This window comes from Morganella sp. TYF_1 (assembly GCF_043105645.1).
Lineage (GTDB): Bacteria > Pseudomonadota > Gammaproteobacteria > Enterobacterales > Enterobacteriaceae > Morganella > Morganella morganii_B.
Genome location: NZ_JBICLU010000025.1, coordinates 173640 through 188190 on the forward strand (window position 1 = coordinate 173640; position 14551 = coordinate 188190).

Sequence of the window (14551 nt, forward strand, 5' to 3'; positions counted from 1 at the left end):
TCACCGATAAAATCGTATATTACTCAGCGGCTTTCCGTTTACGGGCAGCCGCTTTTTTGTGTACGGCGATAATTTCACTCTCCACACTGCCATCCTGTAACAGCGTGGTGATTTTCTGCCCGACTTTTACCTGACGGGTTTTGTTCAGCACCTCACCGCTGTCCGTCTGGCTGATACTGAAGCCCCGGCTGAGCGTTGCCAGCGGGCTGACACCCTCGAGGGTTGAACAGAGACGGGCAAACCGCTCGCGCTGCTGACTGAGCTGTTCACGCATAGCGGAGGAGAGACGGTACTGCAACTGCTGAACATGGCGCTGCTGCTGTTGCAGTTGCGGGCGAGGATCCCGGCGCATCAGACGCTGTTCTGTTTGTGTCAGCTGACGGGACTTTTGTGTCAGCATAAGCTGTCCGGCCTGAACCAGCCGTTGCTCCAGGCGCTGAATCAGCTGTTGCTGGCGTGCCAGACGCAGTTGCGGATGTTGCTGCTGTAACCGGTGGTGTAACTGGCTGAACAACCGCTGTTTTCTGGCGATAAAATAATCCATCGCCATTTCCAGCCGTTGTTGTACTGACTGGATCTGCCGCAGGCGCTCTGTCAGGTCACGACTGACCAGTTCTGCCGCCGCAGACGGTGTAGGTGCCCGTAAATCCGCGACAAAATCAGCGATAGTGATATCCGTTTCATGACCGACGGCACTGATCACCGGCAGACGGCTGGCAAAAATAGCCCGCGCCACCCGTTCATCATTAAAACTCCACAAATCTTCCAGTGAACCGCCGCCGCGCCCGACAATCAGCACATCACATTCATTACGGCGGTTGGCGGTTTCAATCGCGCGGACAATCTGTGCCGGTGCATCAGCACCCTGAACCTGAGCGGGATAGATAATCACCGGCAGTGACGGATCACGGCGGCGCAGAATATTCAGAATATCGTGAAGGGCGGCCCCGGTGGCGGATGTCACCACACCGACACAGGTGGCCGGCACCGGCAGCGGTTTTTTCAAATGGGTATCAAACAGTCCTTCGGCTTTCAGTTTCTCTTTCAGCAACTCAAACTGCTGCTGAAGCAGACCTTCACCGGCGGGCTGCATAGATTCAACAATCAGCTGATAATCCCCGCGCGGCTCATACAGCGTGATCGCGGCGCGTACCAGCACCTGTTGCCCGTTCTGCGGCGCAAATGTCACACGGCTGTTATTGCCGCGGAACATGGCTGCCCGCACCTGGGATTTTTCATCTTTCAGGGTAAAATACCAGTGACCGGAAGACGGACGCGAAAAGTTGGAGATCTCCGCGCTGATCCAAATCCGGCCCATCTCCAGCTCGAGTAACTGCCGGACAGTTGTATTTAACCGGGTAACAGTAAAAATTGCGGTATTTTCAGGTAGCAACATGTGAGCCAGATCAAATAATAAAACAAGGACTTAATTGTCCGATACTACCGCCTTCTGACAGATTAGCAACGAATTTTTGAAAAAAAGGCTAGGCGCAACCGATTACCACCTGTATAATGCCGCGGCAATATTTTATCTTCTTTCAATCCTGCTGCCTGGTGAGATATTGCACATGTTACGTATTAAAAAAGAAGCTTTAACCTTTGATGATGTTCTCTTAGTTCCTGCTCACTCCACTGTTCTGCCCAACACTGCCGATTTATCGACACAACTCACCGCGAAAATCCGTCTGAACGTCCCGATGATCTCGGCGGCGATGGATACCGTAACGGAAGCCCGTCTGGCGATTGCCCTTGCCCAGGAAGGCGGCATCGGTTTTATTCACAAAAATATGTCCATTGAGCGTCAGGCTGATGAAGTCCGCCGTGTGAAAAAACACGAAAGCGGCGTTGTTTCTGATCCGCAGACTGTTACTCCGTGCACCACACTGCGCGAAGTCCAGACCCTGACTGAACAGAACGGTTTCGCCGGTTATCCGGTGGTCACGACCGATAACGAATTAGTCGGTATCATCACCGGTCGTGATGTGCGTTTCGTGACTGACCTGGATCAGCCGGTGACTGCCGTTATGACGCCGAAAGAGCGCCTGGTGACCGTCCGTGAAGGCGAAGCCCGCGAAGTGGTTCTGAAAAAAATGCACGAGCGCCGCGTGGAAAAAGCGCTGGTGGTGGATGATTCCTTCCATCTGCTCGGCATGATCACCGTAAAAGATTTCCAGAAAGCAGAGCGCAAACCAAACGCCTGTAAAGATGAGCACGGCCGTCTGCGTGTCGGCGCGGCAGTCGGTGCCGGTGCCGGTAACGAAGAGCGTGTTGATGCGCTGGTGGCTGCCGGTGTGGACGTTCTGTTAATCGACTCCTCCCACGGCCATTCCGAAGGCGTATTACAGCGCATCCGTGAAACCCGTGAAAAATACCCTGAACTTGAAATTATCGGCGGTAACGTCGCCACAGCCGAAGGCGCGAAAGCCCTGGCGGCAGCGGGTGTCAGCGCAGTGAAAGTAGGTATCGGCCCGGGTTCTATCTGTACCACCCGTATCGTAACCGGCGTGGGCGTACCGCAGTTAACCGCTATTTCCGATGCTGTTGAGGCACTGGAAGGCTCCGGTATTCCGGTTATCGCTGACGGCGGTATCCGTTTTTCCGGTGATATCGCGAAAGCGCTGGCAGCCGGTGCGGCATGCGTGATGGTCGGTTCGATGTTCGCCGGTACCGAGGAATCTCCGGGCGAAGTGGAACTCTATCAGGGTCGTGCTTACAAATCATACCGTGGTATGGGCTCACTCGGTGCGATGTCCAAAGGCTCTTCTGACCGTTACTTCCAGACCGATAACGCCGCTGACAAACTGGTGCCGGAAGGTATCGAAGGCCGTGTGGCTTACAAAGGCGTGCTGAAAACCATCGTTCACCAGCAAATGGGCGGCCTGCGCTCTTGCATGGGACTGACCGGTTGTGCAACTATTCACGAACTGAATACTAAAGCAGAGTTTGTCCGTATCAGTGGTGCCGGGATTCAGGAAAGTCACGTTCATGATGTGACTATCACCAAAGAAGCACCAAACTACCGTTCAGGTCTCTGATTCATGCGGCGGTCTGCGGACCGCCAGCCTATAATTGTTTGCTTTTGGAACATACTTTAATGACAACGAATATTCATCAGCACCGCATTCTTATCCTCGACTTCGGATCGCAGTACACTCAGCTGATCGCGCGCCGTATCCGTGAAATCGGTGTTTATTGTGAACTGTGGGCATGGGATGTCACTGAAGAACAGATCCGTAATTTCAATCCGAACGGTATTATTCTCTCCGGCGGCCCGGAAAGCACCACTGAACACAACAGCCCGCGCGCACCTGAATATGTCTTCAGCGCCGGTGTGCCGGTTCTCGGCATCTGCTACGGCATGCAGACCATGTCTATGCAGCTCGGCGGTGCAGTGGAAACCTCTGACGAGCGCGAGTTCGGTTATGCACAGGTTGAAATCCGCGAAACCTGCGAACTGTTCCGTGGTATTCAGGATATGCTGGATGACAACGGCAAACCGCTGCTGGATGTGTGGATGAGCCACGGTGACAAAGTCACTGCTATCCCGTCTGATTTCGTGACCGTCGCCAGCACCGAAACCTGTCCGTTTGCGATCATGGCAAATGACGAAAAACGTTTCTACGGTGTACAGTTCCACCCGGAAGTGACCCATACTCACCAGGGCCAGGAAATCCTCAAACGTTTCGTGCTGGATATCTGTCAGTGTGAAGCGCTGTGGACCCCGGAAGCCATTATCGAAGACACCGTTATCCGTCTGCGTGAGCAGATTGGTGACGACCATGTCATCCTGGCACTCTCCGGCGGTGTGGACTCCTCTGTGACTGCTATGCTGTTAAACCGTGCTATCGGCAAGCGCCTGACCTGTGTATTCGTGGATAACGGCTTACTGCGCCTGAACGAAGCAGAGCAGGTTATGGCGATGTTTGCGGGCAAATTTGACCTCAATATTATCCACGCCAAAGCGGAAGACCGCTTCCTGAATGCCCTGAAAGGCATTGCGGACCCGGAAGCCAAACGTAAAGCTATCGGCCATACATTCATTGAAATTTTTGATGAAGAAGCGTCAAAACAGAAGCAGGTTAAATGGCTGGCACAGGGCACTATCTATCCGGATGTGATCGAATCTGCCGCCTCTGAAACCGGTAAAGCGCACGTGATCAAATCTCACCATAACGTCGGCGGCCTGCCGGAACATATGGAGCTGGGGCTGGTTGAGCCGCTGCGCGAACTGTTTAAAGACGAAGTCCGCCGTATCGGTCTGCAACTGGGTCTGCCGTACGATATGCTGTACCGACATCCGTTCCCGGGCCCGGGTCTGGGTGTCCGCGTACTGGGCGAAGTGAAAAAAGAGTACTGTGACATCCTGCGCCGCGCCGATGCTATCTTTATCGAAGAGCTGCACAAAGCGGATCTGTACCACAAAGTCAGCCAGGCATTCACTGTCTTCCTGCCGGTACGCTCTGTCGGCGTTATGGGCGACGGCCGTAAATACGACTGGGTTGTCTCACTGCGCGCCGTCGAAACTATCGACTTTATGACCGCTCACTGGGCACATCTGCCATACGATCTGTTAGGCCGTGTCTCCAACCGCATCATCAATGAAGTTGACGGTATTTCCCGTGTCGTGTATGACGTCAGCGGTAAGCCACCGGCGACGATTGAGTGGGAATAATTTCGCGTCTGGCAACAGCCTGCACGTAAAAGCAGTAAAGTACCTCTAAGCCCGCGTAACTGCGGGCTTTTTTGTTTTTGTGTCTGGCACTTTCTGGTCACTGTCAGCGACGGGATGATCGGTTTTTTCAAGAGAATTTTTGATGTGATGCTTACAATTCCTTTAAGTTAAAGGAGAACTGTGCGCACAGCCCTTCTCATCGAAGTAAGTTATCCGCCCCCATGTTGTGACGACATAATCATCTGCAAACACTATCGATAACATGTCCTTACCTCCTTTGTCTGTGAGACTGAAATGGTTCGACCCACCCTGGGAAATCTGAATATTATCCACATCCTTCGGATGAGCTAATTCCTGCAGGCGTTCAAACAGCATCTTTACATTGTCTGCCGTTGTTCCTTCGGGTAAATGGAAGAGTTGATGAAAACATTTCAGAGCTTCAGCCTGATGAGTAAAGCAGAAAAAATCGTTAATTTTATTCCATAAACCAGAGGGAATCTCCGATATGAGTGTATTGTCAAGTTGAACATTACTTACACATTTATTTTTAGTTAAAGGGTAACTGAGCGTTCTCCCGTCATCGCAGTAAGTCATACCTCCCCCCGTTGTGACGGTATACTTATCGGCAAACACTACCGACAATATTTCCTTACCGTCTTTATCTGTGATACTGAAATGGTTCAACCCATCACGGAAAATCTGAATATTACCCGCATTCCCCGGATGGGCTAATTTCTGCAGACGTTCAAACAGTATCTTTACATCGTCTTTCGTTGTTCCTGCGGGGGGATGGCAGAGTTGATGAAAACATTTCAGAGCTTCAGCCTGATGAGTAAAGCAGAAAAAATCTTTAATTTTTTTCCCATATACTCATCTTAGGGGGAATATCTGATTTGAGTATATTGTTAATTTGATCATGACTTATGCTGGCACGAAAATAACGTGAACCGACACAAAACGACATAGTACCTCCTTCAAAAAGCGTTTGTGACTAACTCAATTTGTAGCAGTCGCTAATATACGTTGTGAATCGGGTAATCCATGGAGGCTTGCAGTAAAAATTGAGCTGATGATGAACACTGCAGCCGGCGTCTCTTTCAGAGAAAAGTTCAATGGTGCCTTCGATGGTATGGCCCGGCACCGCTAAGCTATGTCAACGGCAGCGATATGTTGGCTGAAAGGGGAATTTCCGTTCATCGTGCAGCCATTTATCGTTGGTTTATCGAATATGCGTGTGTGCTGCGTAAAAACTCAAAAAATATCAATTTATTCGGGCTGTTTCCTTCCGGTAACCTGATGCAACCTGCGTCAAGATTAACGGAAAATGGTTTTCCCTTTCTTCAATACAAAGGACAACCTAATCAACAGATAACAAATGTCGTTCATTATTTTTGACTTCTAAAGTCAAATTTGGCATCTGGTCATTATCCGGTACCGGCCTATTATGTTTCCTGTCAGTGAGCAAGATTAATATTTATTTTTATCAATTTAACCAATTGAACAGGAACACATTATGTCTAAATTAGAACTGTTAAGTCCGCAAAACTCCGCCGTTATTTTTATTGATCATCAGCCGCAAATGGCTTTCGGTGTAGCTAATATTGACCGCCAGCAACTGAAAAATAATACCGTTGGCCTGGCAAAAGCAGCAAAAATTTTCAATGTGCCGACAATTTATACCTCCGTTGAAACAGAAAGCTTCAGCGGATATATCTGGCCTGAATTACTCGCCGTCCATCCTGAATCAACACCTATCGAACGTACGTCCATGAACTCCTGGGAAGACCCGAAATTTGTCGAAGCCGTTAAAGCCACCGGGCGTAAAAAATTAGTGATGGCGGCATTATGGACAGAAGTCTGCTTAAATTTCCCGACCTTAATGGCGATTGAAGCCGGTTATGAAGTCTATATTGTGACTGATGCCTCCGGCGGTACGTCAGTTGATGCGCATGAACGTTCCATTGACCGTATGGTGCAGGCCGGGGCTGTTCCTGTGACCTGGCAGCAGGTATTGCTGGAGTATCAGCGCGACTGGGCCCGCAAAGAAACCTATGACGCAGTGATGGGGCTGGTTCAGGAGCACAGCGGTGCTTACGGTATGGGTGTAGATTACGCCTATACTATGGTTCATAAAGCACCTCAGCGCGTCATCAGATAACAGCGTGACAGCCGGTGAGGTCACTCACCGGCTATTTTTCCTATACCGCTTGCCGCAACAGTATTTGATAAGCAGTGAATTCCTCATAAACAGGAAACACATCATCATGAATAAACGCGTCGCATCAAAAATATTTATCAACGGTGATATTCATACACTCGATCGTGAAAATCCCGTTGCTCAGGCTGTTGCTGTCCGTGACGGCAAATTTATTGCTGTCGGAACCAGCGATGAAGTTATGCAGTTCCGGAATGAAGAAACAGAGATTATTGATCTTAAAGGGCAGGTGATTATTCCCGGCCTGAATGACTCGCACCTTCATCTTATCCGCGGCGGACTGAATTATAACCTCGAATTACGCTGGGAAGGGGTGCCGTCATTATCGGATGCCCTGGCGATGTTAAAAGCACAGGCCGATGTGACACCGGCACCGCAATGGGTCCGCGTTGTGGGCGGCTGGAGTGAATTCCAGTTTGCCGAAAGACGGATGCCGACATTAGACGAGATCAATGCCGTTTCACCGGATACCCCGGTTTTTGTACTGCATCTTTATGACAGTGCGCTGCTGAATAAGGCAGCACTGCGGGTGATTGGTTATACCAGAGATACCCCGAACCCGCCGGGCGGTGAAATTCAGCGGGATGAGCACGGTAACCCGACCGGTATGCTGATTGCGAAACCGAATGCCATGCTGTTGTATTCCGCGCTGGCGAAAGGCCCGAAACTGCCGCTGGATTATCAGGTTAACTCAACCCGTCAGTTTATGCGCGAGCTTAACCGCCTCGGGGTAACCAGTGCGATAGATGCCGGTGGCGGTTTTCAGAACTACCCGGAAGATTATGAGGTGATCGCGGAACTGGCAAAACAGAATCAGCTGACTATCCGTATCGCCTATAACTTGTTTACCCAGCGTCCGAAACAGGAGCTGGAGGATTTCCGCGAATGGACATCGATGGTATCGCCGGGAGAGGGAACTGATTTTTTCCGTCACAATGGTGCGGGGGAAATGCTGGTATTTTCTGCGGCTGATTTTGAGGATTTTCTGCAACCAAGACCGGATCTGCCGGACAATATGGATGCGGAGCTGGAAGCCGTGATCCGCCACCTCGTTGAGCACCGCTGGCCGTTTCGTTTGCATGCCACTTATGACCAATCCATCAGCCGTATGCTGGATGTGTTTGAAAAAGTAAATAAAGCGATCCCGTTTAACGGCCTGCACTGGTTTTTCGATCACGCAGAAACCATTAGTGAAAAAAATATTGAACGGGTAAAAGCGCTGGGCGGCGGACTGGCAATTCAGCACCGTATGGCCTTCCAGGGGGAATACTTTGCGGATCGGTATGGTCATGAAGCGGTGAAACACACGCCGCCGGTGGCGAAAATGCTGAATGCAGAGGTGCCGATCGGTCTGGGAACAGATGCGACGCGCGTAGCCAGTTATAACCCGTGGACAGCCCTTTACTGGCTGGTATCAGGCCGGACAGTCGGCGGCATGAAGATGTATGACGACAATAACCGGTTAGACAGAGATACCGCATTGGAGTTATGGACTATCGGCAGCGCCTGGTTTTCTGATGAGCAGGGCAAAAAAGGTCAGATCAAATCAGGACAGTTTGCAGATTTTATTGCCTTGTCTGACGACTATTTCCGTGTACCGGAAGCGGAAATTAAAGCGATTGAATCTCTGCTGACCGTGGTGAATGGGGAGATTGTTTACGGTAAGGGTATTTTCGGGCCGCTGGCGCCGCCGTCAATTCCGGTTTTACCGGACTGGTCACCGGTTATTAAAGTGCCGGGACACTACTCTTATTTACAGCAGGAAAATAAAGCGGCGATTCTGAATCAGTTACACCAGTGCTGCGGTTCGTGTCATATTCACGGACATCAGCATGATATCGCCCGTAAATCGTCTGTGCCGGTTGCGGATGATAATGCCTTCTGGGGGGCGCTGGGCTGTTCCTGTTTTGCATTTTAATTATCGCTGTACATGTTAATACTGTGGCTGGTGGTAAAACACCGGCCATATTAAACCGGAGATCATATTCATATGACTAATCCGCAATCATCAGCCTGGTCGCCGCTGCGTAACCGTATATTTTTTGTGTTATGGATGGCGACATTATTTTCTAACATCGGAACATGGATGAATGATGTCGGTGCGGGATGGCTGATGATAAATCTGAGTCCTGATCCTGTCATGATTGCCGCCATTCAGGCGATGACAACCTTACCTGTCTTTTTATTAGCCTTACCGGCCGGGGCGATTGCCGATATTTTTGATAAGCGTAAGCTGCTTATTGTTGTCAATATCATGATGTTTTTTGCCGCTGCATTACTGGCTGTTCTGGTTTATTTCAATGTGGTCAGTATCGGCTGGTTATTATTAATTACCTTTATTCTCGGATCCGGTGCTGCCTTTTTAGGCCCGGCGTGGCAGGCGATTGTCCCGGGGATTGTGGCACCGCAAGAATTAAAAGCGGGGATCGCACTGAACAGCATGGGGATTAATATCAGCCGTGCCATCGGTCCCGCACTGGCCGGTGTGCTGATTTCACAGGTGGGGCTTTATCTTCCCTTTATGCTTAATGCACTCAGCTTTATTGCCATTATTGTGGCGGTATGGTGGTGGAAAGGGGAGAAACACAAAGAAAATACCTTACCGGCGGAATCTGTTGTCGCCGCTATGATTTCCGGGCTGCGTTATGCCCGTTACAGTCCGGCATTAATTAAAACCATTATCAGAGCCGCTGCCTTCTTTGTGTTCGCCAGTGCGTACTGGGCGATGCTGCCGCTGGTTGCCAGAGTGTCGCTTCAGGGGGATGCCACGTTATACGGGATTTTAACCACCAGTATCGGTATCGGGGCGGTTGCCGGGGCATTCAGTTTATCTGCGCTGCGGGCCCGGTTCAGTAGCGGAATATTAGTGACTGCAGGGACTGCCGGAACGGTCATTGTGCTGGTGATATTTGCCGTGACCACATCAAAATACCCGGCAATCGCCGGCAGTATTATTGCCGGGTTCAGCTGGCTGATCACACTTTCCACCCTGATGGTATCAGCGCAGACAGCACTGCCGGACTGGGTCAGAGCAAGAGGACTGGCGCTGTATCTGACCGTATTCTCGGGGTCAATGGCATTGGGGTCATTAATCTGGGGGCAGATAGCCTCACACACATCAATAACAATCGCACTGCTTGCGGCGGCGGCCGGAATTATTGTTGTCTGGTTATGTGTGCTGAAAGTGAAAATTGACCACGACACTATCAATTTATCACCGTCGGAACATCTGACAATGCCGGAGGAATTACCGTTTTATTCTGAGGAAGATAAAAAACCGGTGATGGTGTGTATTCAGTATAAAGTGGATGCGGAACATCAGGCGCAATTCTTTGCACTGATGGAGCAATTAAAACGGATCCGGTTACGGGATGGCGGTTATTCCAGAGGGCTGTTTTCGGTTCCCGGCACGCAGGATGAATTTATGGAGACATTTATGGTGTCATCCCCGGCAGAACATCACCGTCAGCATAAACGGGCAACCGTGGATGATCGCCGGATTGACAGTCAGTTAAATGCCATTATCCGGAGTAAGACGGTTGTGCATTATCTCTCATATTCAGTGACTGCCGGAAAACAGGAATAAAACGGGAGGTACTGATAACAAAAATAATGAAGGGCACTATCCTGCTGATAAGGTGAAAGACACTAACAGTCATCAAAAAAAGAGTCCGGTAACAGTATATTTATTGACTAAACAGCCAAGTAATATCATTATGATGCGATGGTTTTCACATAACTAAAATATAATGAGCAACGTGATGGATTCTGAGCAGTATGGGTAACAAACACGGACTGGTATTTCTTGAGCAGACAGTTAAGGGGATATTCAGGATATTACTCTCATTGATTGTAATTGCGTTTTTATTGCCGGTTATTCTCTTTTCTGTGCTGTGAATGGCACCGGCAGCATCTTTTTTCGGGCTGTCTGTGAGTGTTTAATGCTGTTTTTATTATAAGGTGGCGGTATTTTAAATTTTATATTTCACCGGGGTGTCGTTGTCCGCAATTGATTACCGGATTGCGGTTGGTTTTTCCGGGGAAATAAATCCGTCTGCCGGTAAGCATTATCATAGCCGGCTTTTGCCACCAGTCACTTTGGCGTATTTATCCGGCTGAACGTCAGTCATATCATGTTCATGGTAAGCAGCGTTGAGAGGAAAAAACGGAACGGGATGAGAAAATAAAACAGCACGGCGGACCGTACTGTTTTAGTGAATAAATAAGAAATAGTGTGTTATTTTTTACTGCGTTCGTTGTTATCTTTCTCGACTTCCGCTTTCCATTCGGAAGTAATCGGTTTTGATTGCTGTTTTACTTCAACGGCTTTGTTGACAGCATCATATGCTTTACCGTAACCAGCTTTATCCTGCACATAACCGGTGGCGTTATCACTTTTAATCCCGATATTACCGGCTTCTGCAATAGCATCAATATTGGCACCGAGGAAAATAAAGTCCCACTTATCTTCTTTTTCCGCAGAATTAATCATTGATTTAATTTTGTCCCGGCTGTATTTACGGCTGCTGTTTTCTTCACCGTCAGTAATAATCACAAATAACACATTATTATTCTTGGTGATTTTGCGGTTTTCACGAATTTTTTCAATAGTGATACCGACAGCGTCCAGTAATGCGGTATTACCACCGACAGAATAATCATCCAATGTCAGATTTTTAATTTTACTGATAGGCTCGCGGTTATGCAGCGTGCTGTTTTCGTGGTTGAATAAAACGGTGGTGACGTAAATATTGCCTTCTTTTTTACGGTTTTCGGCAAGAACGGCGTTATAACCGCCGATGGTGTCCTGTTCAAAACCGGACATGGAACCGCTTTTATCCAGAACAAAGACCAGATCCAAATCTGCCGGTGCCGCAGGTTTGGTTTCTGTGGCCGCAAACAGCGAGGCGGAAAATAACAGCAGGAGTGGTGCAATAAAGGTGCGGGAGAGTCTGAACATAGATATTCCTTATACTATTTTCTGACGGGATAACACGACGGATAATGATGTATTCTGAGGTGAACAAAAAATATTCACAGCAGATTTATCCGATTAGCGGGTCACTCTGTTTCTTCCGTCCGCTGCAAAATAGCGGTGAGATATCCGGTGTCCTGATGCAGGCGCAGGTAACGGGAAACGGCCTCTTCCCATAAATGACCGTCACCCAGTATTGCCCGGCTGCGGGTGGAATGGCGTCCGTAGCGGTTCTGATACAGGCTGATTAATGTCTGGTTGACCTTGCGGACGTCCGGGCGCGGGGTTTTATCCATCTGATGCGCTATTGCCCGTTGTACTTTTTCAATCGCGGCAGGATCCGGCTCATAGCTGCATTCATGGTACTGGCTGAGCACAATAAAGGCTGGCGGAATATTTTCATCATACGCTGCCTGCAACCGCAGATGACCATCCAGTATAATGTAGGATGCCAGACCGCTGATATACCAGAGCAGCACCGGCGGCAGTTTTCCTTCGCGGGCCACTTTGCGCCAGTATTTCAGGCGGCTGCTCTGCGGTTCAACGGTATAGCGCGGCAGCAGCCGGTAACCGCCGAACCACCAGTCCACAAACATAACCCGTTCGGGGGATTGCAGATCAGGTAAATCACCGGGGTATAACTGCCAGTCCGCATTACTGATATCTTTGGTGAACGGCGAACGGAAGCACCATTTTTCGCGGGGATGCGGTGCGCTGACAATATAAGGGGCGGACGGCGGTGCAATATTCATCGGGCGCAGCAACCACTCTCCGGCGGTGAGCAGCGGGGAAGACCGTTCCTGCAAATCCCAGGCGAAGTAACGGCACCACTGCGGAGTTTGCTGTTCTGCCGGCAGAGCAGAAATTTTCTCAGTCTGTTGTGAGCGAAGCGGCGATAACAGATTCTGCTGAGCCGGATGGTTCTGATTATAAATCAGCCAGACACCACTGTGATCTTTCAGAACGGTTGCCCAGAACAGCGGATTGCCGCTCAACTGCAACTGCATCCGGCTGTTATGGCCGCTGAGCAGCGCAGGAGCATCGTCATTTACTGTTTCAGGATTAACCCTGACAAGCAGGCTGTGCCATTGCTGATAATCATCAATTTTATCCTGCCACCAGTAGGTTTTCATGGTATGGTTTCGCCTCAGATTTTCCGTCACCGGCACAGGCCGTTGCCGGTTGCACCCTTACATTATTTCACAGTGAATGATTATGTCTTACCAATGTCCGCTTTGCCAGCACCCGCTGACGCACCGCCCCGGCAGTTACAGCTGCGAAAACCATCATCAGTTTGATCTCGCGAAAGAGGGGTATATCAACCTCCTGCCTGTTCAGTTCAAACGCTCAAAAGAACCGGGCGACAGTAAAGAGATGATGCAGGCGCGCCGGGCATTTCTGGATAATCACCATTACCGCCCGATGCGGGAGCAGGTAATCGCGGCATTTGAACAGCATTTACCGGCACAGACGGAGCAGGTACTGGATATCGGCTGCGGTGAGGGTTACTACACCGGCGCACTGGCGGAAAGCCTTGCAGCACGGCAGGTGACGGTGTACGGGCTGGATGTGGCGAAGGTTGCTGTCCGTTACGGCGCAAAACGCTATCCGCAGGTCAGCTTCAGTGTGGCATCCAGCCAGCGGCTGCCGTTTGAGGATAACAGTCTGGACGGTGTGCTGCGGATCTATGCACCATGTAATCCTGATGAGTTAACCCGTGTGGTGAAACCGGGCGGCATTGTGATAACCGTAACTCCGGGCCCGCGTCATTTGTATCAGCTGAAATCCCTTATTTATGATGAAGTGCATCTGCATCCGCTGAAGGAAGAGCATTTCCCCGGATTCGGTCCGGCGCAGGAGCAGCAGGTGGCTTACCCGATGGTGCTGAACGGCGCGGATGCACTGGCGCTGTTGTCAATGACACCGTTTGCGTGGAAAGCGACAGAGGCAGTTAAACATCAGCTGGCGGCAGAAACGGCATTTTCCTGTGAAACGGATTTTCTGATCCGGGTTTACTGCCGGGAAGCATAATTCAGAAACAAAAAGACCCGCCGCAGCGGGTCATCAGAACGGATTAACCAATTAACCAATATGTTCATACAGGATGGTAAATCCGATCAGGATCAGGACAATCCCGCCGATAATTTCTGCCCGTTTGCCCAGCAGCGGGCCGATATAGCGCCCGAGGATCATTCCGGTGGTGGCCATAATCATGGTCATCAGCCCGATGGTCATGGCGGTATGGACGATATTAACTTCCAGGAAAGCAAGGCCGACACCAATTGCCATCGCATCCAGACTGGTGGCAACGGCGGTGGTGGCGAGATGTAATGCGCTGTGGCGCTGCGGTTTTTCATGACGTTCGCAGCAGTCATCACCGGCGGTGATACTGTTATAAATCATACGTGCGCCGAGGATAAACAGCAGTGCGAAGGCAATCCAGTGATCCCATTCAATAACATACTGACTGGCAAAAATACCGATGGCCCAGCCGATAAGCGGGGTGACTGCTTCGATTATACCGAAGATAAAACCGGTGCGCAGGGCTTCACGTAAAGGTGGTTTGTGCAGGGTAGCGCCTTTGCAGACGGCAACGGCGAAGGCATCCATAGACAGGGCCAGGGCAAGGACGAGGGTGGCGTAAAAACTCATAAACTCAGTCTCGGTCGGGTAGCTTATCCATATACAC

General features: G+C 50.1%; 11 protein-coding genes and 1 pseudogene. 7 read left to right on the forward strand and 5 right to left on the reverse strand.

The window, feature by feature from the left end:
* Window positions 1–19: 19 nt before the first annotated feature.
* Window positions 20–1396, reverse strand: a complete 1377-nt coding sequence (xseA, locus tag ACF8OF_RS12465; RefSeq protein WP_392496792.1) for an exodeoxyribonuclease VII large subunit — start codon at window positions 1394–1396, stop codon at window positions 20–22.
* Window positions 1397–1568: 172 nt separating this feature from the next.
* Here xseA and guaB point away from each other — a divergent pair, with 172 nt between their 5' ends.
* Together guaB and guaA are read left to right on the forward strand one after the other, a co-directional pair.
* Window positions 1569–3035 carry an IMP dehydrogenase gene (gene guaB, locus ACF8OF_RS12470; RefSeq protein WP_392496794.1) on the forward strand — a complete coding sequence of 489 codons (1467 nt, stop codon included), beginning with the start codon at window positions 1569–1571 and terminating at the stop codon, window positions 3033–3035.
* A gap of 59 nt (window positions 3036–3094) precedes the next feature.
* Complete coding sequence (guaA, locus tag ACF8OF_RS12475; RefSeq protein WP_392496796.1) at window positions 3095–4672, forward strand: glutamine-hydrolyzing GMP synthase; 1578 nt, start codon at window positions 3095–3097, stop codon at window positions 4670–4672.
* A 162-nt stretch (window positions 4673–4834) separates the two neighbouring features.
* Here the strand turns inward: guaA and ACF8OF_RS12480 are convergent, their stop codons facing one another.
* Window positions 4835–5266: a hypothetical protein gene (locus tag ACF8OF_RS12480; RefSeq protein WP_392496797.1), complete on the reverse strand. Its 432-nt coding sequence runs from the start codon at window positions 5264–5266 to the stop codon at window positions 4835–4837.
* 513 nt (window positions 5267–5779) lie between these two features.
* Here ACF8OF_RS12480 and ACF8OF_RS12485 point away from each other — a divergent pair.
* The 4 genes and pseudogenes from ACF8OF_RS12485 to ACF8OF_RS12500 all read left to right on the forward strand — a co-directional run.
* Window positions 5780–5961, forward strand: a pseudogene (locus ACF8OF_RS12485) (IS6 family transposase); the annotation flags it as partial.
* A gap of 224 nt (window positions 5962–6185) precedes the next feature.
* A complete protein-coding gene (locus ACF8OF_RS12490) occupies window positions 6186–6830 on the forward strand; it encodes a hydrolase (RefSeq protein ID WP_392496798.1) in 645 nt (214 codons plus the stop codon).
* A gap of 106 nt (window positions 6831–6936) precedes the next feature.
* Window positions 6937–8805: an amidohydrolase gene (locus tag ACF8OF_RS12495; RefSeq protein ID WP_392496799.1), complete on the forward strand. Its 1869-nt coding sequence runs from the start codon at window positions 6937–6939 to the stop codon at window positions 8803–8805.
* Between the two features lie 72 nt (window positions 8806–8877).
* The gene (locus tag ACF8OF_RS12500; protein WP_392496800.1) at window positions 8878–10473 is read left to right on the forward strand and encodes an MFS transporter; all 1596 of its coding nucleotides are present in this window, start codon (window positions 8878–8880) and stop codon (window positions 10471–10473) included.
* Window positions 10474–11124: 651 nt separating this feature from the next.
* Here the strand turns inward: ACF8OF_RS12500 and ACF8OF_RS12505 are convergent.
* Window positions 11125–11847, reverse strand: coding sequence for a vWA domain-containing protein (locus ACF8OF_RS12505; RefSeq protein ID WP_262864048.1), 723 nt, complete (start codon window positions 11845–11847; stop codon window positions 11125–11127).
* Between the two features lie 101 nt (window positions 11848–11948).
* Window positions 11949–12995 (reverse strand): hypothetical protein, encoded by a 1047-nt coding sequence (locus ACF8OF_RS12510; protein ID WP_392496802.1) that lies wholly within the window; start codon window positions 12993–12995, stop codon window positions 11949–11951.
* 82 nt (window positions 12996–13077) lie between these two features.
* On the opposite strand from ACF8OF_RS12510, the gene rlmA reads away from it, so the two are divergent.
* On the forward strand, window positions 13078–13893 hold the full coding sequence (gene rlmA / locus ACF8OF_RS12515) for a 23S rRNA (guanine(745)-N(1))-methyltransferase (protein ID WP_392496804.1): 816 nt from the start codon (window positions 13078–13080) through the stop codon (window positions 13891–13893).
* A gap of 51 nt (window positions 13894–13944) precedes the next feature.
* Here rlmA and mntP read toward each other — a convergent pair whose 3' ends face one another.
* Entirely contained in the window at window positions 13945–14514 is a 570-nt protein-coding gene (mntP, locus tag ACF8OF_RS12520) for a manganese efflux pump MntP (RefSeq protein WP_262861347.1), read from the reverse strand.
* Between the last annotated feature and the right edge of the window lie 37 nt (window positions 14515–14551).